This is a genomic window from Rossellomorea marisflavi (assembly GCF_009806575.1).
GTDB classification, from domain to species: domain Bacteria; phylum Bacillota; class Bacilli; order Bacillales; family Bacillaceae_B; genus Rossellomorea; species Rossellomorea marisflavi_A.
On sequence record NZ_CP047095.1, the window covers coordinates 3324897 to 3345579 of the forward strand.

The following is a 20683-nucleotide window of genomic DNA, read 5'->3' on the forward strand; positions in this document are numbered from 1 at the left end:
ATTCTCATGCATAACATTATAAGGAGCGTGCTCACTTGAATTCATTTCAACTCAAGGTGCTATTACAAGTAATAGATAGCGGAAGCTTCACCAGGACAGGGGACCAGATTGGTTTAACCCAGTCCGGCGTCAGCCATATCATCACAGCGCTGGAGAACGAACTGGGCATCGCGTTATTACACAGAGCTCGTACTGGATCTTCATTGACGGCAGAGGGGCAAACTGTTATTGCCCATATGCGGGAAATTGCTGGCCACATGGAACAGATTGAACAGAAAGTGGCTGCCCTGAATGGATTGACCATTGGGAGACTGTCAATCGGGAGCTTTCCCAGTTTTTCTGCACGGTATATTCCTACATTGCTTGCGCTATTCAAGGAACAGTTTCCAACAATTGATGTCCACCTTTATGAAGGAGGATATGAAGACATCCGCAAGTGGGTCCAAGATGGAACGGTCGACATCGGATTCACCGCCCTTCCTGTTCAAAAAGTGGATTTCATCCCCTTGCTGGAAGACCCCCTTTATGTAGTGATCCCTAAAGGACATTCCTTTTTTGGTAGAGGCACAGTCCATGTAGAAGATATGACCGGCCAATCGTTCATTATGCTACGCTCGGGATGCGAAACACTTATCGAGGAAGCATTTAAACAACATGGTGTCTCCCCATCCATCTCGTATGATATCAAGGACAATCAGACCGTCATTTCAATGGTGTCCAAGAACCTTGGCATTAGCATCATGCCCAATCTTGCACTTCCTGAGGAATCGATGGATCTCTGCTATGCATCCCTTGAACCGCAATTGGTAAGGAACATCGGTTACATTACAAGGAAGGGAAAAGCCCCTTCTCCTCTAGCGTTGGAGTTCATGAGCATAATCGATCATTGTTTTCCTGATCATTAACGTCTTTTAAAAGACGGTTAAACGTATGGATTAAGAAAGCTGCTGATCAATTAGAATGAGCTCTCATTATGCTGATATAAGGATTTTTTCTTCTCCTCTTTAGTCCATAGGTTGCATACCCATCCTTTATCCCGACTTCTAGCGTATAAATGGGTTCCTTCTAATGCTCTTGACCCAGTTGATGACAGGACCATTGGACCTGCCGTCTCCTTTGTGATCAATTCAAGGACTATCGGTCCTTTTTTCGTCAAGTCCCTCCCCTCCTTTACTAGACAAGGATTGAAGGCAGAAGGGCCTTTACATTCCTACTATAATATTGGTTTTCTCTTCCATCGCCTCTACCATGAAGGAGAAGGATCCTATAAACAGGAGGCGAACAGGATGAAAAAAGTCATGATACGTTTTGTAATCTTTTTGTTGATTCTGTCTGCTACACCGATGACGGCGGGCGCCGCGCCAAGTAAACTTGATATGACCCATTACGGTGCACCTGAGGAACTGCTCACTCCTCTGACGGATGCAATCAGTATCTTCAACGGGGCTGTCGGAACAGAAAACGGGAAACCCGTCATGTATACCACGACCAAGGGGCTTCCGGCACAGTTGAATGTCATTGACATCCAGTCGGAGAAGCTGCTGCGCGTCATTCCCCTTGAAGGAGCCGAGAACACATGGGCACATGAAGTATTGCCGAATGGAGATCTCTACATCGCCACGATCGGCGGTGGCGCCAAGCTGTGGAAATACACCCCTGGTTCCGATCAAGCGGAAGTGGTCGCCACCTTCCCGGGTGAGAGCTTCCCCTTTGCCATCACATCTGATCAGGGGAACGTGTATGTCGGAACGTATCCTAACGGAAAAGTGTATCAGTATGAACCCGATACCGGTAAGGTGGATGATTACGGAAGGATGATCGGGGAGTCCTCACAGGAGTACATACGCTCCCTTGCCGTGATCGGGGATGATGCCTATTCCGGTACGGGTCACGGGAAAATCATCCATTATGACCGCGCAACCGGCGAGAAAGAAGACATCGCTGCTTCCATCGGGGAGCCGGGCCACATCTATGATCTAGATAAAGTGGATGACCGTTACCTGTTCGCACGCTACGAGCTTTCAAGCAACGCGTATGTTTATGATACACAGGAGAAAAAATGGCTGGATGTCGTCATTCCAAAGGCACGCGGTCTCCATGTTCCCGAAACGTCGCATGAAGGTAAGATCTATTTCATGAATACAGAAAACAAACTTCAAACGCTGAACTTAGACACCCTGGCAATCGAAGACTCGGGTATTCAATATGAGAGTGGATTCCGGGGTGTGGATTGGGTCGAGTTCGGGACGCCCGACCTTCCGGGAAAAAGCCTTGTGACGATCAATTTCTCGGGATACGTTTCCATTCTCAATTTCGAAAAGGGGGAAACGGTCCGGACCCCTCCCCTCGCTCAGGGAACGGCCAATGTCATCAACAAGATCCATACAGGACCCGATGGGAACCTCTATATAAGCGGGGTACAGACAGGGAAAGGGGCCATCTATGACCCCATCGGGAAAACCAAGAAGGTGTTCGATATGGGGCAGGGAGATGCCATTGCATCCTTCGGGAAGAATGTCCTGTTCGGTGTTTATCCTGCCGGTGATGTGAGGGAATATGATACGTCCCTTGAACCTTCATCTACCAATCCGGAAAAGCTCTTCACATTGGGAGAGGGCCAAAATCGTGTCAGCTCCATTGTAGAAGGTGACGGAAAAGCCTTCATTGGAAGCATCCCGTTTTACGGGGAGCTCGGAGGTGCACTGACCGTCTATGATCCCGATAAGGAAGATGACCCTTATACGGTCTATAGGAATGTCGTGCAGGACCAGAGCGTGAACAGTCTTGCATACAGAGATGGGAAGGTATACGGAACCACGACGATCAATGGTGGACTGGGGGCTGACCCGACGGCCGAGGAAGCGAAGATCTTTGTATGGGACGTGGCAAAAGCAGAAAAGATCCGGGAAGTCTCATTGGATATCGATGGCCTGGATAAACCCGAATCGATCGGGGATCTGTCATTCGGTCCAGACGGACTCCTATGGGGAGCTGCCATCGGAACGGTATTCGCCCTGGATCCGGACACCCTGGAAGTGGTGAAAAGCAAGAAACTCTACGATTCTCCACCACTCAGTGCCTGGAACAAAATCAAGCTCCAATGGTCCGAGGGTCTCCTGTATGCCGACTTCAGCGGGAACCTCACTGCCATCGACCCGACCAGCCTTCAGCATAAACAGATTGCCAGGGTCTATGCCTACACCATTGCTCCAGATGGCAACATCTATTACGCATCCAGGGAAAACCGGACGATGCTTCACAAAATGGAAGTCAAGTCGCTGCAGGGGAAAGACGACCTCAAGGTCACGAATCATCAGTTCGAACAGCCGCTTAAAAAAGATGCCATACCGGGGTGGACCTCCATGTTCCAGACCTCAGGTGATGTGAAGTATCAACAATCAGGAGAGGAACATTCCCACGGTAGAAAGAGCCTGAAACTGACAGACAAAGCACGGAATAAATCCGTTGCACTGATGAGTGACCCCATCCCGGTCAAAGGAGGGGATACCATCGAAGCCTCCACAAACCTCTTCATCAGAGAAGGGACAGGAAGCTTCATGATCCGATACTTCGATAAGAATGGGAAAGAACTCTCTTCCACGCCGGTCCACACAGACAAAGATCTGAACAAATGGCAAAGGGTATACGTGACCACTGAAGCACCGGAACATGCCTCATCAGCCAGAGTGATCTGCTTCATTACCTCCTACTCCGTGGGAACCGTCTACTATGATAAAGTCGAGGTCAAGAAGTTGAGGTTCGAATAAAACCAATCCAAAGGTAAGAAAACGAAGTGATCACAAAATCCGGACTGGAATTCCACTGTCATGCCATGACAGGGAACGCGTCCGGATTTTTTATGCATCCACGCACAAAGCATGGATGCATTCGTCTGCCTCCATGCCCAAGTTAGTTGAAACTCGGCTTCGTCTATACCACTTCTGACACTAGATCAAAGAGGATTACAAACCCACTATTTGGGTATATGGTAAACATTAACTCTTCTTGTTTCAAGAGCGATCGCTTATCCATTCAATATCCTATGGATGACATTCATCTTGACAACGGAGGACCACACTCTACCAACTGTCAACATGATAGTAAGGAAAGCTATGAAGGAGAATGTTATGACATTCACCAAAGAAAAGCCCAAAAAATTATTTAGATTTATTTTGCTATTATTCCCAATTTTCATAGGTACCATGGGTACCATCACCCTAGTTGTACTTGTAACATGGTTAATCCCCCCCCCGAAGACCTTCTATCCCAACTTCCTGCCATCATTCTTATTGCTATTGTCATTTATATCCCCTGCCTCATCTCCCTCTTCATCCGCGCCTTCTTCTCAAGAAAGATGAGAGATATCCTGAAGATCAGGAAGGCATCTGATTGACACTCTATTTCCATCAAGAGGCTGTAGCACTAAGGAAAGGTTAAATCACATCGATTCACAAATTGGAATAAGGAGGAAGCTGATGACTCATAAACGGATCCTGGTGGTTATCCTCACCATATTGATGGTAGTCGGATGCAGTCAGCAAACAACCGAAGAAGGCAAATAAGAAGAAGCAAAAGAAGTCAGCCTTGACCCTACCAAGCTGCTTCCCATCGGAACGGTGGTCAAGCTTTCGAATATGGATAAATTGGTGATGATCTACGGCTACAATCAAATTCAAGTTAGTACAAAAAAGCAGTTTGATTACATCGGGGTTCCATATCCCGAAGGCAATATATCTGCTGACTACAACGTGTTTTTCAACCGCAATCTGATTGAAGAGGTCTTACATAACGGCTACGTCACGGATGAGGATAAAAAGATCCGGGAAGAAGCCGATCGTGAGGGGAATGCGGATTAGCTTTCCTTTGATACCTAGTATCCTCATGAACTGAAACCTACTAGAAAAGGAGAATGGAGGCCATCCCCCATTCTCCTTTTCTATTTCCTTATATAGATCCCCACCTGTCAGGTAAGCGGCTGAAATTCAAACCGGTCCACGACGATCTCCATTCCTTCAGCAGGAGCTTTCCCGTCCATGAGCCACAGATTGATGCCCACTTTTTCTTCCTTGCTGTCCGGGATGTCCCCAGTGTATTCCCAGTCCTGGATCTTGAACCACTCAAGCGGCGACGGCAGGTCCGTGTAATGCCCGTGCAGGGACATGAACCGTATGCTACCGGGCGTCCACTTGAACGTGTGGGTCGAGCAGTTTCCGTTCAATTTCATAGGGAACGAGTGGAGATGTCCCGGTATTGAATAGGGCTGTACCACATACTGCGCGTTGTGCCCTCCGGGATTTCCCCATCTGGCAAACTCTATGTCGATCTCACGATGGTGATGCTCAGGTGAGCTTCCATCATAGGTGAATAATCCAAGTACGCCGTTCAGGTCCATCCTGTCCGGTCTTCCTTCAAGCCAAAACCGGTACGTCCCATACCCTAGTGTCTCGCTCAATGTCACCTCGGCACATCTCCATTTATTCTTGTGTTTCGTGATCCTCAAATGGAGACGCCCATCCCGGTCCACCCATGCATTTTCCCCGGCAAAGTAATTCGGTCCAGGTCCGGTCTTCCTGGCACCGCTCTTCACCATCCACTCATATCCGCTCCACTGTAACGTCTTTTTAGTCAACGCTAGTCCCCCTTCTTTCATTCCTTACTGGTATCGTATGAAGGAGCTCCTCGATCCGAAGGGGTGTTTGTCCCGTCTTCCATCACATTCCACCATTAGGTTTATCGTCATGGGTCATTGGGTACTGGATTTACAGTAAATTATTGGATAACCTTGTCCACGGAATCCCTACATACAAGATCCACCCAAAGGAGATGAAAAAATGAAGAAAAGATGGTTATTCCCCCTTATTCTAGTGTTCATTCTCTCTGGATGCCAGAGCGAAAAACAACCGACCGGGAAGAAAGAAAAAGCCGCACCCCCCCAGGAGACCAAAGTGGAAAAGGTGTCCTCCCAAACAACGGAAGAACTGATTGACCAAACGAACGGCGAGATCTATGAGAAGCATATTTCACCAGATGACAACCAAAACGCAGCCAGATCCGCTTCAGAGGATGCAGCAGATGAGTACCTTGAACACATCAAAAAAGAAGATACCGAGGACTGGGATGCGGAACGATGGGCGGCCTCCATCACCGAGAATCTCAGGACCGGCTATAAGGAAAAAGCAGGAGAGCTTGAAAACTATGATGTGGTATTTGATGAAATCAAGCTTCCCGATGGACGTCTCCTTCAGGACGTCGAGCTTGAAGAACTGACGGAAGAACAAAAGGAAATCAATATCGCCCTCCTCATCGACTCCAGTGGCAGCATGAAAGCGGAAGTGGACGGTGAAAGCAAGATGGAACTGGCAAAGGAAAGCCTAGAAAACTTTGCCGGTGAACTTCCCGAAGGGGCAAATGTCTCCTTGATCGCCTTCGGCCATAAAGGGACCGGATCGGACAGCGATAAGGAAATGAGCTGTAAAGCCGTTGAATCCTTTTATCCGATGGAGGAATATGACAAAGGGAAATTCGCAAGCGCCTTGGACGGGTTCGACCCTAAAGGATGGACCCCACTCGCTTCAAGCATCCTCCTTGCCAATGACCAGTTCCCGAAGGATGCCCAGAACTTCATCTACGTGGTAAGCGACGGGATCGAAACCTGTGACGGAGACCCCGTCGAAGCCGCGAAGAAAGTGAAGGAAGACAATACCGACGTCCAGGTCAACATCATCGGCTTCGACGTCGACTCCAAAGCCGACGACCAGCTTAAAAACGTCGCCCGGGCAGGAGGCGGTGAGTACACCTCCGTCAAAACGAAACAAGAGCTCAAAGACATTGAAACCTCCTGGAAGGACAGCATCAGTGAAGGGACGTGGATCTGGTGGAAATCAGGTAACTTCAGCGACAATATCTGGACATCCGTCGACCATTATAATAATCTGCGGGAACTCTACAGTTCTTACCTTACTATGAGGAGCCTCGAGAATGACCGCTTCCTTGATGCAGTCAATGCCCTTGTAAACGATGAATTGATCGACCTGGACAAGAAACAGGAAATCCTCGCGATCCTGGATGAACGAAACCAGAAAATCAAGGATTACATGAGCGGTCTGGAATCAGAGAAAAAGGACGAAATCAAAGAGACGTCCGATGACATGAAGAAAAAAGTGGATGAGATCGAGAAAAAGTTCAGAGACTGACCCCGGAAGTGCCGTTCAAGCGGCACTTTTTTCATTTCCAATATAACCTGGACAAGGGGATCCGTTGAAAAATCCCGCACCCCGAACTGGATAATCATGGTATAATCCTTTCATACATAAAGGAGGAATCCCACCATGACCACCTATCCGACATTCACCACACCGAGACTTAAGCTCAGGCAGCTCCACCCAAAAGACGCTCAGGCCCTCTTCACCCTTTACACTTCACCGGAGGTGCTGACCTACTTCGGCATGGAGCCCCTCGATTCCATCACCAAAGCCGAAGGGATCATCGAAGCGAGACAGGAAGCCGAAGGACTCGCCCCTATGCGATGGGCCATCGCCGATCAGGGGGACAACCTCATTGGCACATGCGGATTTCACGCAACCTCCGTGCCCCACAAACGCTGTGAAATCGGCTATGACCTCATGCCCTCCCACTGGGGGAAAGGGTACATGACGGAAGCCTTGCAGCCCGTCATCGACTATCTGTTCCGTGAAAAAGGCGTCGTCAGGGTCGGGGCGGTCATCATCCCGGAGAACGCGGGGTCTTCACGCGTCGTGGAGAAGCTTGGATTCACAAGGGAAGGGCTGCTCCGTGACTACATCATGCAGAATCAGCAGTCGCATGATGTTAACAGCTACAGCATGCTGAAGAAAGAATGGCAGAAGGAGTTATGAGTTAACCCCGATTCGGCAATAATGGTCAGTGCAGATAAAAAGGAGCTGGTACCCATGCAACAACTCATCCACGGCTTTTTGCGCTGGCCGCTTGTCATCCGGATCTTGATCATGGCCCTCGCCGTCATGAGCACCTGCGGCGTCATGATCCACTATCTCGAACCGGACACCTTCCCCTCATTTTTTGACGGGATCTGGTGGGCGGTCATCACGACTTCGACTGTAGGATACGGAGATTTCGTCCCCAAGACCGCTGAAGGGAAAACCCTGGGTATCCTCCTCATCCTGGTAGGGGCAGGGTTTCTCTCCACCTATTTCGTCATGCTGGCAACGGAAACCGTGACCACCCAAAACGGATATATGGAGGGGAAGACCGCTTATAAAGGAAAAGGACAGGTCATCATCATCGGGTGGAACGAACGCACCCGTGAAATCATCCATCAGCTCACATCCCTGCAATCAAGCTGCGATGTAATCCTCATTGATGATTCCCTTCAGAAGAACCCTTATCGTAACAACCATGTCCATTTCGTCAAAGGTTCCCCTTTCAAGGACACCATCCTTCAAAAGGCCAATCTCCGGGAAGCGAAGATCGCCTTGGTCACATCAGATCAGAATAAGGATGAGATGACGTCGGATATGAACACGATCCTGACCCTGCTTGCCATTAAAGGAAACCAACCGTCCCTCCATACTGTGGTGGAAGTCCTTCAGAAGGATCAGGTCGAAAATGCGAAGCGGGCAGGCGCAGATGAAGTCATCCAGACGAATATGCAGACCAGCCTCGTCATGATGAACAGCATCATCTCCCAAGGAATGTCGAAAACGATCCTGAAGCTCTTGAATCATCTGAAAGGCAATAACCTGAAGCTGATTCCCGTCATGGATGAGCACGCCGGGTCTACCTTCCAATCCCTCAGTGCCCTGCTGCTGAAGGAAAGGGTCATCCTTTTAGGCATCAAAAAGGGGGAAAACACGTTAGTGAATCCCCCCATGGACGTTGTGGTCGAAACCACAGACGAACTGCTTGTCATATCCAATTAATGAAGCAGGGTCTGCTCGAGTTCCTTCACGAGCTCCCTGCCTACTTCAATGTATTCCTCAGGAAAGCTGGCATCTGAATCCTGTGGCTCCGAGAACTGATTGAAGGATCCTGAAAGATTCCCGGTCGAGGCATGATCATCCAGCCCTATCTGATATTTATGGGACAGGAGGAATGGCTTCCCGAACTTGACCGTCGCCCCCCTTGAGTCCAACTGCCCGTCCACCGAGGTGAACGGCAGTCTGAGGAACTGATACCCCACCTCATCATCGATTTTATAATCGAAATATCCATGGTCATAATCCCAGTTTCCCCCGATGGAATACCCCAGTGGCTTCAATTCCTGTTCCAATTTGTAAAGTTGATAATGCTTCCCTTCAAGGCTTGATGAAATCTCGATCACATCATCCATCCCCTTTCATTTTAGGGATAGTTTCTCCTTTTAGCGGGAAAACATGTAGGTCTTACAGCTTGACTGAAACATCATATTCCTTCAGCCATTCATTCACTTGGATCAAGTAATCGAATAACGACTTCACCATGGTGGTGGATTGTTCTTTATCATCGATCATGGCACGCACTTTATCCGCATCGATCAGATTCAGGATCGGGGAAGCTGGATCATTCAAGATCGACAGCATCCAGTCCTTCACGCCTTCATAGTAGGCCTCATCCTTCGTACTCGGATAAGCACTCTTCCTGCGATTGCGCACATCGTCCGGAAGATAATCCTTCAGTGCACGACGCAGGATCCCTTTTTCGATATCATCCACATTTTTCATTTCAAATGGGATATTCCAAAGATACTCCACAAGGCGATAATCACAGAATGGCACACGCACTTCAAAGCCTGTCATCATGCTGGCACGGTCTTTCCGGTCGAGCATGAACGGAAGGAAACGAGTGATGAACATGAAGGACATCCTTCTTTGCTTCGCTTCGATATCGGACTCTCCTTCAAGGACCGGGAGCTCCTTCAGTGCTTCCTGATAGCGCTGCTTTCGATAGTCCTCGATATGGAGTCGATCCAGGAGATGATCCTTCATGACGTCGGCGATACCACCGATGTTCAAGAGCCATGGGAACACACCTGCATCAAGGTATTCTTCCTGATGGAACCAAGGATAGCCTGAGAATACTTCGTCCGCTGATTCTCCTGAGAGGGCGACAGTTGCGGTCTTTTTCATTTCCGTGAACAAGAGGTAAAGGGACGTCTCGATTTCACCGACACCAGGGAGATCTCTTGCTTTCATGGGAACCAATAGGTTGTCGACGAGCTTCTTGGCATCAAACACGATGGACGTATGATCCGTCCCTACGTGTTCGGACACACGTTTCACCCACGGCTCATCAAGATCCCTGCGGAGGAAGTCTTCCTCGAAGTCCGCTTCATTATTTACAAAGTCGATGGAATAAGAGGAGAGCGTCTTTTCACCGTATTCACGCCCCGCAATAGCGGTCAATCCGCTTGAGTCGAGTCCTCCCGACAGCATGGTGGTAAGCGGCTTATCGGCAATGAGCTGACGCTTGACCGTATCTTCAAGAATCTCTTTGATCGTATTTACGGTCGTATCCATATCATCCGTATGCTTCTTGCTTTCAAGTGTCCAATATTGGACGTCTTTCTTTCCTTGCTCATTGTAGATCATATAATGTCCGGCACGGACTTCTTGGATGTTCTTGAAGATGGCTTGTCCCGGTGTTCTCATCGGCCCCATTCCGAATAACTCAGAAAGACCCGTTTGATCGATTTCTGCGTCTACATCCGGATGGGCAAGGAGCGCTTTGATTTCGGAACCGAATAGAAGTCCATCTCCTTCTTCAGTTAAGAACAGTGGTTTCACACCAAGGTGGTCGCGACCAAGCATGAGTTGGTTCTTTTCTTCATCCCAGATTCCGAATGCGAAGATCCCGTTAAAGTGACGAACGCAATCTTCCCCCCACTCAAGATAAGAGTGAAGCAGAACTTCCGTATCCGAGCTGGTATTGAAGGTGTGGCCTTTCTCCGTCAATTCTTCTTTAAGCTCAAGATAGTTATAAAGCTCACCATTATAAGTGAGTGCGATTTGATGATGGTTGTTTTGATAAATCATCGGCTGTTTCCCGCCATTCGGGTCGATGACGATGAGTCTACGGTGTCCAAGGGCTGCATGTTCGCTCACCCAGGCACCCTCTGCATCCGGCCCCCTATGTTCAATGGCATCGGTCATGGATTTTAAAATATGCTGTTGTTCTCGTAAGTCTTTACTCCAATCAATCCAGCCTGCTATTCCACACATTTCTATACGCCTTCTTTCTCCAATGTTAAACCGATCGCTCGGTCTACCAAGATGGTAAACCCTCCCCTTCAGCTCCGTCAAAGAAAGATATTCCGTTTTAACGAAATGGCATCCATGGTCTATGGAGGCTTCCATCATTATCCTAAAGATATGTGACGGCAGTCATGCTGACCCACGCTTCAAAAAGACATGGATTTCTTACAACTTAAGGTAAATAACTTTACGGGACACGAATGATTTTTAAGGGAATTAAAAAGAGGGAGCAACTTCAGGGCTCCCTCTAATGGTGAAAGAATGTAATCACGTGCACTCCAATCAACAGTCGGACTTACCAAATGGATGATGCAAAAAATCCGAACGAACTCGATCTTTGTCGAATTCGTTCGGATATTCTTTTGACTGAAACGGGTTTGTCCCAGTCTATTCCTCTATTATTTCAATCGTTTTTCAAGTTCAGCTTTCTTTTCTTCGAATCCAGGTTTACCAAGGAGGGCGAACATATTCACTTTGTACGCCTCTACCCCAGGCTGATCAAATGGATTGACGCCAAGGAGATAACCGCTCACGGCACATGCCTTCTCGAAGAAATACACAAGGTATCCGAACGTATACGCATCCATGGCAGGGATTTCGACGATCAGATTCGGAACGCCTCCATCTGTATGGGCGAGCAAGGTTCCTTCGAAAGCTTTGTTGTTGACGAAATCGATGGTTTGGCCAGCAAGGTAGTTCAGGCCGTCAAGATCGCTGTCAGCTTCTTCGATCACAAGTTCATGGCGCGATTCCTGAACCTTCACGACGGTTTCAAAGATATCGCGGCGGCCTTCTTGTACATATTGACCAAGTGAGTGAAGGTCGGTCGAGAAGTTTGCAGATGAAGGATAGATCCCTTTTTGGTCTTTTCCTTCGCTTTCACCGAAGAGCTGTTTCCACCACTCAGCGAAGTATTGAAGACCCGGCTCGTAGTTGATGAGCATTTCGATCGTTTTGCCTTTGTTATACAGAACGTTACGCACGGCTGCGTATTGGTAGGCCGGATTCTCGGAAAGCTCGGACTGACCGAAGTCTTCCCTTGCCTTTGCTGCTCCGTCCATCATCGCTTCGATATCCACACCGCTTACGGCAATCGGCAGGAGACCTACAGCCGTCAGGACAGAATAACGACCGCCGACATCATCAGGCACAACGAATGTTTCGTAGCCTTCGTCGTTTGCAAGGGTCTTAAGCGCTCCTTTTGACTTATCCGTTGTCGCATAGATGCGTTTGCGGGCTTCTTCCACTCCGTATTTCTCCTCAAGCATTTTGCGGAAGATACGGAAGGCGATTGCCGGCTCGGTTGTTGTACCGGATTTCGAGATGACATTGATCGAGAAGTCTTTGCCTTCAAGAAGATCCATCAGGTCCTTCATGTAGGTAGAGCTGATGTTTTGTCCAAGGAAAAGGACCTGTGGTGCTGAACGCTTTTCTTTTGAAACGGTATTAAAGAAGCTGTGATTGAGCATTTCAATGGCCGCTCTTGCACCAAGGTAAGATCCTCCGATTCCGATAACGAGCAGGATATCGGAGTCTTTGTTGATTTTTTCTGACGCTTTTTGGATGCGGGCAAATTCTTCTTTATCATAATCGACAGGAAGATCGATCCACCCTAGGAAGTCGCTTCCTGCACCCGTTTTTTCGTGCAGGGAGGTGTGTGCTGCCTTTACGGCATCACGTAGATATGTAATTTCATGTTCACCAAAAAAGGATAACGCGTTTGAATAATCAAAACGAATGTGTGTCATAACCATCCTCCGATTGTTTTATTTTGCTTCTATCTCACTTTATCGAATCCGCCCTTCATAATCAAGAAACGCAGATGATTGAAAACGCATTCATTCAAAAGTTTTTACACGATCATCGTATTTCTTAAAATAGCCGGTCCAATATCGGACCGGCCATGAGTCTTATAGAGATGCACGCAGGATGCTGAGCGTGTCCTCTTTGTTCAATTGATGATTGTTGAAGTTACCGAATGCGCCGTTAGCCATTGCTTTATCAGCAATGAGGTCAAGCTTGCTGTCGTCGATGTCGTAGTCAGCAAGGCGGGAAGGGGCACCGATGCTGGACCAGAATTCACGAAGCTTCTCGATTCCTTCAAGCGCTACTTCTTCCTGTGTCTTGCCTTCAGGATCGACATTCCATACGCGCTCAGCCAGCTGTGCAAAACGGGCAGGGTTCACGTTCAGGTTGTGCTTCATCCAGTTAGGGAACAGGATCGCCAGACCGCCTGCATGCGGGATATCGTACACGGCAGACACAGCGTGCTCGATGTTATGGCTTCCCCAGTCTCCGCGGTAACCCATTTGAAGCATGCCGTTGAGGGCAATGGTTCCAGAGTATAGGATGGTTTCGCGAAGCTCGTAGTTCTCAAGGTCGTTGATCAGCTTAGGAGCTGTTTCAATAACCACTTTCAGTACGGATTCACACATGCGGTCCTGAAGCGGTGTATTCGTAGCATTATGGAAGTACTGCTCGAACACGTGGGACATCATGTCGACCATTCCGTAGATCGTGTGGTTTTTAGGAACAGTGAATGTGTTTTCCGGATCAAGGATTGAGAATTGAGGGAATGTAACCGGGCTTCCCCAACCGTATTTTTCATTGGTTTCCCAGTTTGTGATAACGGATCCTGCATTCATTTCAGAACCGGTCGCAGCAAGGGTCAACACGGTACCGAATGGAAGGGCTTCTGAAGCAAAAGCTTTCTTCGTGACAAGATCCCATGCATCTCCATCATATTTCGCACCGGCAGCGATTGCTTTGGTACAGTCGATGACGCTTCCTCCACCTACGGCAAGCAGGAACTCGATGCCTTCTTCTTTACAGATATCCACACCGCGTCTTACCGTGGTCAAACGTGGATTGGGTTCAACACCGGCAAGTTCGAATACTTCGGCATCGATGTCGTTCAAGACAGCCGTCACTTGGTCATAAAGGCCGCTTTTCTTGATGCTTCCGCCACCGTATACGAGAAGCACTTTTTTACCGTATTGAGGGACAAGGTCCTTCAGCTGCTCGACTTGACCTTTACCAAAGATCAATTTCGTCGGATTATAAAACGTAAATTCATTCATTATAAATACCTCCTAAAGAGTATATGTTCGTGTTCACCTTTTTTATTATGGATGAGACCCGGCGTAAAATGCAAAGAACTTGCCCAAAAATTTAAAAAGGCCAGCACATAACCATTGACGATCGGGGCATAGTAATAGTGAACCATACAATAAGGAGGAAACAAACATGAGTGCTTTACAACGTATTGCATTGGTTCTCACCATCATCGGTGCCGTGAACTGGGGGCTGATCGGATTTTTCCAATTCGACCTCGTCGCCGCCATTTTCGGAGGACAAGGTGCCGGACTTTCCCGGATCATCTATGGTCTGGTCGGAATTTCAGGACTGATCAATCTTGGATTACTGTTCAAACCGACAGAGGAACTGGAACGGGATCACCGTACAGAACCTACACGATAAATAAAATGAAAGAAGGCGTCCCCACTAGACGGGACGCCTTCTTCTTTATTTCAGCAGTTTTTTGATGAGCTGCATCCCGAATTTCCCATTTGGGTACCGGAAGCTCATATCGAATTTATTGGTCTGTTTCATGACGCTTTTATAGTGGGAGAATGTGGAGAAGCTGGACTCACCGTGATAGCTCCCCATGCCACTTTCCCCTACGCCGCCGAATGGAAGATAGGGCGTCACGATATGCATCAGGGTATCATTGATACAGCCCCCGCCATACGAGATATTTCCGGTGATGGCGGCTTCGGTTGCTTCATTGTTCGTGAACAGATACAGTGCCAGGGGCTTCGGCCTTTCCGTTACATAGTCAATGACTTCTTCTAGGTTTTCGTACTCGAGCACCGGGAATACGGGACCGAAGATTTCTTCCTGCATGACCGGGACAGAGTGATCCCTCGGTGTCATCAGGGTCGGCTCCATCTTCAGGAACGTACGATCGAGTTTCCCCCCTAGGAGGATTTCCCCGTCATCGAGATAAGAGGCAATCCTGTCGAAATGCCGTTCATTGATGATGCGCCCGTACTTATCATTCTTAAGGGGCTCCGGACCATAAAATGTCACGACGGCATTCTTGAACTCCGTGATGAATTGCTCCTTGATGCTTTTGTGAAGGAAGAGGTAATCCGGGGCGATGCATGTCTGTCCTGCATTCGTGACCTTCCCAAAGGCGATTCGCTTGGCTGCCAGGGCGATATCCGCCGTCTGGTCCACGATGCACGGGCTTTTCCCTCCAAGTTCGAGGGTGACGGGGATCAACCGTTTGCTTGCCGCTTCCATGACGACCTTCCCGACGGGTACACTGCCTGTGAAGAAGATGTAGTCAAACGGTTGGTCAAGGAGATGCCCCGTTGTTTCCACTCCTCCTTCGATCACTTTCAGCACATGTCCGTCAAAGCGGGCGGAGATGATCCGCTCAAGAAGACGTGATGTATGGACCGTAAGCTCTGAAGGCTTGATGATGGCCGTGTTCCCCGCCGCAATGGCACCGATCACCGGGGCCAGGGCAAGCTGGAACGGGTAATTCCATGGGGAGATGATCAGCGTGACCCCATAGGGTTCCGGCACCGAGTAACTTTTAGATCCGATATGGGTCTTGGCTACCTTTACTTTTTTCGGTTCTGCCCACTCATCGATCTGTTTGAGCACGAAGCGTATTTCTTCGAGAAGGATGCCGATTTCCGTTGCATAGGTTTCCATTTCGGACTTATTCAGATCCATCTGCAGGGCGTGGATGATATCTTCTTCATGATCTTTGATCATACGATAGAGCGTTTGAAGGGTTTCTTTCCTACTGGAAATTGGTCTGGTATGTCCGTTCTTAAAAAAAGACTTTTGATTCTGTATGGCCTGTTTTACGGTTTGTAGGGACGTTTCCTCAATATTCATCTTCATGACCTCCGATATCCTATGTATCCGCTTTAGCTGTTCTACCTTCAATCGTACGAATGGAACAGATGAATGTCAATTTTATAAGGTGCAGGAACAAAAAAGCGCATCACCCCGAAGGATGATGCGCCATGGTATGCGATGGTTAGACCCAACCTCTGAATCTTGAGGCTTCAGCCATTTTGCGCGCTCCCACCATGTAGGCGGCAAGACGCATATTGACTCTGCGATTCTGTGATGTTTCATAGACATTATTGAACGCTTCGACAAGCTTGATCTGAAGCTTCTCGTTTACTTCTTCTTCTGTCCAGTAATAGCCTTGGTTGTTCTGTACCCATTCGAAGTAGGATACCGTTACACCGCCTGCACTGGCAAGGACGTCCGGTACGAGGAGGATGCCACGCTCAGACAGGATCCTTGTAGCTTCCAATGTTGTAGGTCCATTCGCCGCTTCCACGACGATCGACGCTTTGATATCATGGGCATTCTGCTCTGTAATCTGATTCGAGATGGCAGCAGGCACCAGAATATCACAATCCAGCTCAAGGAGTTCTTTGTTCGTAAGCGTATTCTCAAAGAGCGTCGTGACGGTTCCGAAACTGTCGCGGCGGTCCAGGAGATAATCGATATCGAGTCCGTCCGGATCATGGAGCGCTCCGTGGGCATCCGAGATCGCGATGACCTTGGCTCCGGCATCATGCATGAACTTCGCAAGGAAGCTTCCTGCATTCCCGAATCCTTGGATCACGACACGTGCTCCCTTGATATCGATCCCGCGTTTTTTGGCCGCTTCATCGATGCAGATGGTCACACCCTGAGCGGTCGCTTTTTCACGTCCCTGGGATCCTCCGAGGACGATCGGTTTCCCCGTGATGAAACCAGGCGAATCATTTTCCCGTAAACGGCTGTATTCATCCATCATCCAGGCCATGATCTGCGAGTTGGTGTACACGTCAGGTGCCGGAATATCCTTTGTCGGCCCGACGATCTGGCTGATCGCCCTTACATATCCACGGCTGAGCTTTTCAAGCTCGGTGAAGGACATGGTGCGGGGATCGCAGATGATCCCGCCTTTCCCTCCGCCGTACGGAAGGTCGACGATCCCGCATTTCAGGCTCATCCACATGGAAAGCGCCTTCACTTCTTCCTCATCGACCTCAGGATGGAAGCGCACGCCCCCCTTTGTAGGACCGACGGCGTCGTTATGCTGCGCGCGGTAACCCGTGAAAACCTTGATGCTTCCGTCGTCCATCCTGACAGGGATGCGGACGGTGAGCATGCGGATCGGTTCTTTTAGAAGCTCGAACATTTCTTCGGAATAGCCCAGTTTGGACAAAGCATCATTGATGACATGTTGTGTAGAAGTAAACAGATTAAGGTTTTCTCCCATTGTTAACATTCGCCTCTTTATTATGTGATCTGAAACGTTGTAATTGTAACATATAACCGTTACCTAAACCATCAGCATCTACAAAATTTCGAAAAGATTCCGTCTCTTGCCCACGCTTTCAAGAAAGCACTTTCTTGATCCGCTCGATTGCCCAGTCCAGATCTTCCTGAGAAATCACAAGGGGTGGAGCGAAACGGATGACGGTATCATGGGTTTCTTTGCAAAGGAGACCTTCATCCTTGAGCTTTTCACAATACGCACGTGCCGGTTCATGAAGCTCGACTCCGATGAAGAGGCCGCTTCCCCGCACTTCCTTGATGAGGGGGTTCTTGATCTCCTTGAGTTTACCCATGAAGTACTCGCCCATCTCCAGGGAGCGATCTGCAAGGTTTTCATCGATGAGCACATCGAGGGAGGCGATGGAAACGGCACATGCCATCGGGTTTCCTCCGAATGTGGAACCATGTGAGCCCGGATTGAACACACCAAGGACCGCTTCGTCCGCCACTACGCATGAAATCGGGAACACGCCTCCGCCGAGTGCTTTACCGAGAATATACATATCCGGATTGACCCTAGCCCACTCACACGCAAACATTTTACCGGAACGGGCAAGCCCCGCCTGGATCTCATCTGCGATGAAGAGCACATTCTGTTCCTTGCAAAGATCGGCAGCTGCTTTCAGGAAGCCTTCAGGAGGGAACACAATCCCGGCCTCTCCCTGGATCGGCTCGATGAGGAAGGCTGCCGTATTCGGTGTGATCGCCTCTTTCAACGCGTCAAGATCGCCATATGGAATGAGATTGATGCCTGGCAGCATCGGGCCGAATCCACGCTTATATTCTTCTTCTGACGATAGAGAAACAGCCGTCATCGTCCTGCCGTGGAAGTTCCCATTGCACGCGATGATTTCAGCACGGTTTTCCTCGACACCTTTCACATCATACGCCCAGCGCCTGGCCGTTTTGATGGCCGTTTCGACTGCTTCTGCTCCCGTGTTCATCGGCAGGGCCATATCCTTGCCTGTCAGCTGACAGATTTTCTCGTACCACGGTGCCAACTGATCGTTATGGAAGGCACGTGATGTAAGCGTCACGCGGTCTGCCTGATCCTTCAGCGCCTGGATGATCTTCGGATGGCGATGGCCCTGGTTGACGGCAGAATACGCACTGAGCATATCCATGTAGCGGTTGCCTTCGGGATCGGTCACCCATACCCCTTCTGCTTCCGAAATGACAATCGGCAGGGGATGATAATTCCTTGCTCCGTATTTATCTGTTTGATCGATGATCGCCTGTGAACTCGCCATGCATATTCCTCCTTTAAATTCACCGGTATTACCGGTTTATATAAGGATGGAGCCCCTGTCAGACAAGAGCTCCTTCCGTTTTTCCTTATAGAGTTTCCGAAGTTGTTTTCGCTTGAAGGTGAAGCAACAGATAATCAGGTCCGCCTGCTTTGGAATCCGTCCCGGACATATTGAATCCTCCGAACGGCTGGTATCCAACGATGGCACCTGTACAGCCGCGGTTGAAGTAAAGGTTTCCGACGTGGAAGTCCTCCCGCGCCTGCTCGATTTTCGCACGGTTATTCGTGATGACTGCTCCAGTCAATCCGTAATCCGTGTTGTTGGCGATCTCAAGGGCATGATCGAAATCCTTCGCCTTGGAGAAGGCAACGACCGGTCCGAAGATTTCTTCCTGCATGAGTCGTGCATCAGGAGCAAGGTCGGCAAAGATCGTCGGTTTGACGAAGTAGCCTTTCGAGCTGTCTCCTTCACCGCCAACCATGAGTTTTCCTTCTTCCTTCCCGATTTCGATGTAGCTCATGATCTTATCGAATGAAGCTTGATCGATGACCGGTCCCATGAAGTTATCCTGGTCGACAGGGTTTCCGACTGTGAGTTCCTTCGTCAATTCAACTGCACGCTCGAGCACCTGGTCGTATACATCTTCCACGACGACGGCACGTGAACAAGCCGAGCATTTTTGACCGGAGAAGCCAAAGGCAGATGCCACGATGGATTTAGCTGCAAGTTCGATATCGCCTTCTGAATCGACGACGATCGTATCTTTCCCTCCCATTTCAGCGATCACGCGCTTCAGCCATTTCTGACCAGGATGGACTTTTGCAGCCCTTTCGTAGATGCGGATCCCGACATCACGTGATCCAGTGAAGGAGATGAAACGTGTTTTCGGGTGATCTACGAGGTAATCCCCGACTTCAGCACCGCTTCCAGGGATATAGTTGATAACGCCTTTTGGAAGACCGGCTTCTTCAAGGACTTCGATGAATTTAGCCGCAACGACGGCTGTCGTGGATGCAGGCTTCAAGAGCACCGTATTTCCTGTCACGATGGCCGCAACAGCCGTACCGGCCATGATGGCAAACGCGAAGTTCCAAGGAGAGATGACAACGCCCACTCCAAGAGGGATATAGTTGAACTGGTTGTATTCGCCAGGACGGCTTTCTACAGGGAAACCATCTTTCAGGCGCAGCATCTGGCGTGCATAATACTCCATGAAGTCGATTGCTTCGGCCGTATCGGCATCCGCCTCATTCCATGGTTTGCCCGCTTCTTTTGTCAGCAGGGCTGAAAATTCGTGCTTGCGTCGGCGTACGATGGCAGAAGCACGGAACAAGATATCTGCACGCGTTTCCGGTTTCACCTTTCGCCAGGTCTGGAATGTATCATATGCTACGTTCATTGCTTTTTCTGCGAGTTCCTGATCAGCTTTAGATACGTTTCCGATCAGTTCTTTATGGTCTGCAGGATTGACTGACACCAATTTTGCATCAGTAGTCACTCGCTCCCCGCCGATAATCAGGGGATAGTCTTGTCCAAGATAGGCTTCAACTGTTTTCAAGCCTTCTTTATACGCTTTTTGGTTTTCTTTGTTCGAGAAGTCTGTGAATGGTTCATGCTTGTAAGGAATCATATGGGTGTTGCCCCCTTTTAAACAAAGATTTTAATGTGATCTCAGAGTATTTCCGGTATGAACCGCAAAAAATATTTGCATTCAGAAAACCCTTACACTTATAATAATGCAAAAGATGGTTGCTTTTTTCAAGAGTTTTTTGAAAAATTTTTATTTTCAAAGTCGACGGCGCGGCTTAGAAGATAAGAGAGCACCAATCGCAGAGGGGG

Annotated in this window: 16 protein-coding genes; 7 read left to right on the forward strand and 9 right to left on the reverse strand. The window is 48.9% G+C overall.

The annotated features are described in order from the left end of the window. The first annotated feature begins 35 nt into the window (after positions 1-35). The 3 genes from D5E69_RS17295 (at position 36) to D5E69_RS17305 (ending at position 4856) form a co-directional block, all read left to right on the forward strand. Positions 36-905 carry a LysR family transcriptional regulator gene (locus D5E69_RS17295; protein WP_048013250.1) on the forward strand — a complete coding sequence of 290 codons (870 nt, stop codon included), beginning with the start codon at positions 36-38 and terminating at the stop codon, positions 903-905. A 381-nt stretch (positions 906-1286) separates the two neighbouring features. Then, the gene (locus D5E69_RS17300) at positions 1287-3767 is read left to right on the forward strand and encodes a hypothetical protein (RefSeq protein ID WP_159129957.1); all 2481 of its coding nucleotides are present in this window, start codon (positions 1287-1289) and stop codon (positions 3765-3767) included. A gap of 840 nt (positions 3768-4607) precedes the next feature. Then, a complete protein-coding gene (locus D5E69_RS17305) occupies positions 4608-4856 on the forward strand; it encodes a DUF4176 domain-containing protein (protein WP_283957848.1) in 249 nt (82 codons plus the stop codon). A gap of 107 nt (positions 4857-4963) precedes the next feature. On the opposite strand, the gene D5E69_RS17310 is transcribed toward D5E69_RS17305, so the two are convergent. Then, positions 4964-5629, reverse strand: coding sequence for a glycoside hydrolase family 16 protein (locus D5E69_RS17310; RefSeq protein WP_159129958.1), 666 nt, complete (start codon positions 5627-5629; stop codon positions 4964-4966). A gap of 202 nt (positions 5630-5831) precedes the next feature. On the opposite strand from D5E69_RS17310, the gene D5E69_RS17315 reads away from it, so the two are divergent. The 3 genes from D5E69_RS17315 to D5E69_RS17325 all read left to right on the forward strand — a co-directional run bounded on the left by D5E69_RS17315 (position 5832) and on the right by D5E69_RS17325 (position 8918). After that, positions 5832-7193: a vWA domain-containing protein gene (locus D5E69_RS17315; protein WP_053072520.1), complete on the forward strand. Its 1362-nt coding sequence runs from the start codon at positions 5832-5834 to the stop codon at positions 7191-7193. Positions 7194-7328: 135 nt separating this feature from the next. Beyond that, a complete protein-coding gene (locus D5E69_RS17320; protein WP_159129959.1) occupies positions 7329-7874 on the forward strand; it encodes a GNAT family N-acetyltransferase in 546 nt (181 codons plus the stop codon). A gap of 54 nt (positions 7875-7928) precedes the next feature. After that, the gene (locus D5E69_RS17325; RefSeq protein WP_048006976.1) at positions 7929-8918 is read left to right on the forward strand and encodes a potassium channel family protein; all 990 of its coding nucleotides are present in this window, start codon (positions 7929-7931) and stop codon (positions 8916-8918) included. Here D5E69_RS17325 and D5E69_RS17330 read toward each other — a convergent pair. The 4 genes from D5E69_RS17330 to D5E69_RS17345 form a co-directional block, all read right to left on the reverse strand. Next, on the reverse strand, positions 8915-9319 hold the full coding sequence (locus D5E69_RS17330; protein ID WP_048007200.1) for a YugN-like family protein: 405 nt from the start codon (positions 9317-9319) through the stop codon (positions 8915-8917). The two genes, D5E69_RS17325 and D5E69_RS17330, sit on opposite strands and share 4 nt — an antisense overlap. Before the next feature lie 61 nt (positions 9320-9380). Beyond that, entirely contained in the window at positions 9381-11195 is a 1815-nt protein-coding gene (asnB, locus tag D5E69_RS17335; protein ID WP_159129960.1) for an asparagine synthase (glutamine-hydrolyzing), read from the reverse strand. 431 nt (positions 11196-11626) lie between these two features. Beyond that, positions 11627-12976 (reverse strand): glucose-6-phosphate isomerase, encoded by a 1350-nt coding sequence (locus D5E69_RS17340; protein WP_048006978.1) that lies wholly within the window; start codon positions 12974-12976, stop codon positions 11627-11629. 162 nt (positions 12977-13138) lie between these two features. Beyond that, a complete protein-coding gene (locus D5E69_RS17345) occupies positions 13139-14308 on the reverse strand; it encodes an iron-containing alcohol dehydrogenase (RefSeq protein ID WP_159129961.1) in 1170 nt (389 codons plus the stop codon). Between the two features lie 166 nt (positions 14309-14474). On the opposite strand from D5E69_RS17345, the gene D5E69_RS17350 reads away from it, so the two are divergent. After that, entirely contained in the window at positions 14475-14708 is a 234-nt protein-coding gene (locus D5E69_RS17350; protein ID WP_048006980.1) for a DUF378 domain-containing protein, read from the forward strand. Positions 14709-14753: 45 nt separating this feature from the next. Here D5E69_RS17350 and D5E69_RS17355 read toward each other — a convergent pair whose 3' ends face one another. From D5E69_RS17355 to pruA, 4 genes are all read right to left on the reverse strand, one after another. Continuing rightward, positions 14754-16172 (reverse strand): aldehyde dehydrogenase, encoded by a 1419-nt coding sequence (locus D5E69_RS17355; protein ID WP_269430724.1) that lies wholly within the window; start codon positions 16170-16172, stop codon positions 14754-14756. 118 nt (positions 16173-16290) lie between these two features. Then, positions 16291-17535 carry a Glu/Leu/Phe/Val family dehydrogenase gene (locus D5E69_RS17360; protein WP_048006982.1) on the reverse strand — a complete coding sequence of 415 codons (1245 nt, stop codon included), beginning with the start codon at positions 17533-17535 and terminating at the stop codon, positions 16291-16293. 118 nt (positions 17536-17653) lie between these two features. Then, a complete protein-coding gene (locus D5E69_RS17365; RefSeq protein ID WP_159129962.1) occupies positions 17654-18844 on the reverse strand; it encodes an ornithine--oxo-acid transaminase in 1191 nt (396 codons plus the stop codon). 85 nt (positions 18845-18929) lie between these two features. Beyond that, positions 18930-20474: an L-glutamate gamma-semialdehyde dehydrogenase gene (pruA, locus tag D5E69_RS17370; protein ID WP_048006984.1), complete on the reverse strand. Its 1545-nt coding sequence runs from the start codon at positions 20472-20474 to the stop codon at positions 18930-18932. Positions 20475-20683 lie beyond the last annotated feature (209 nt).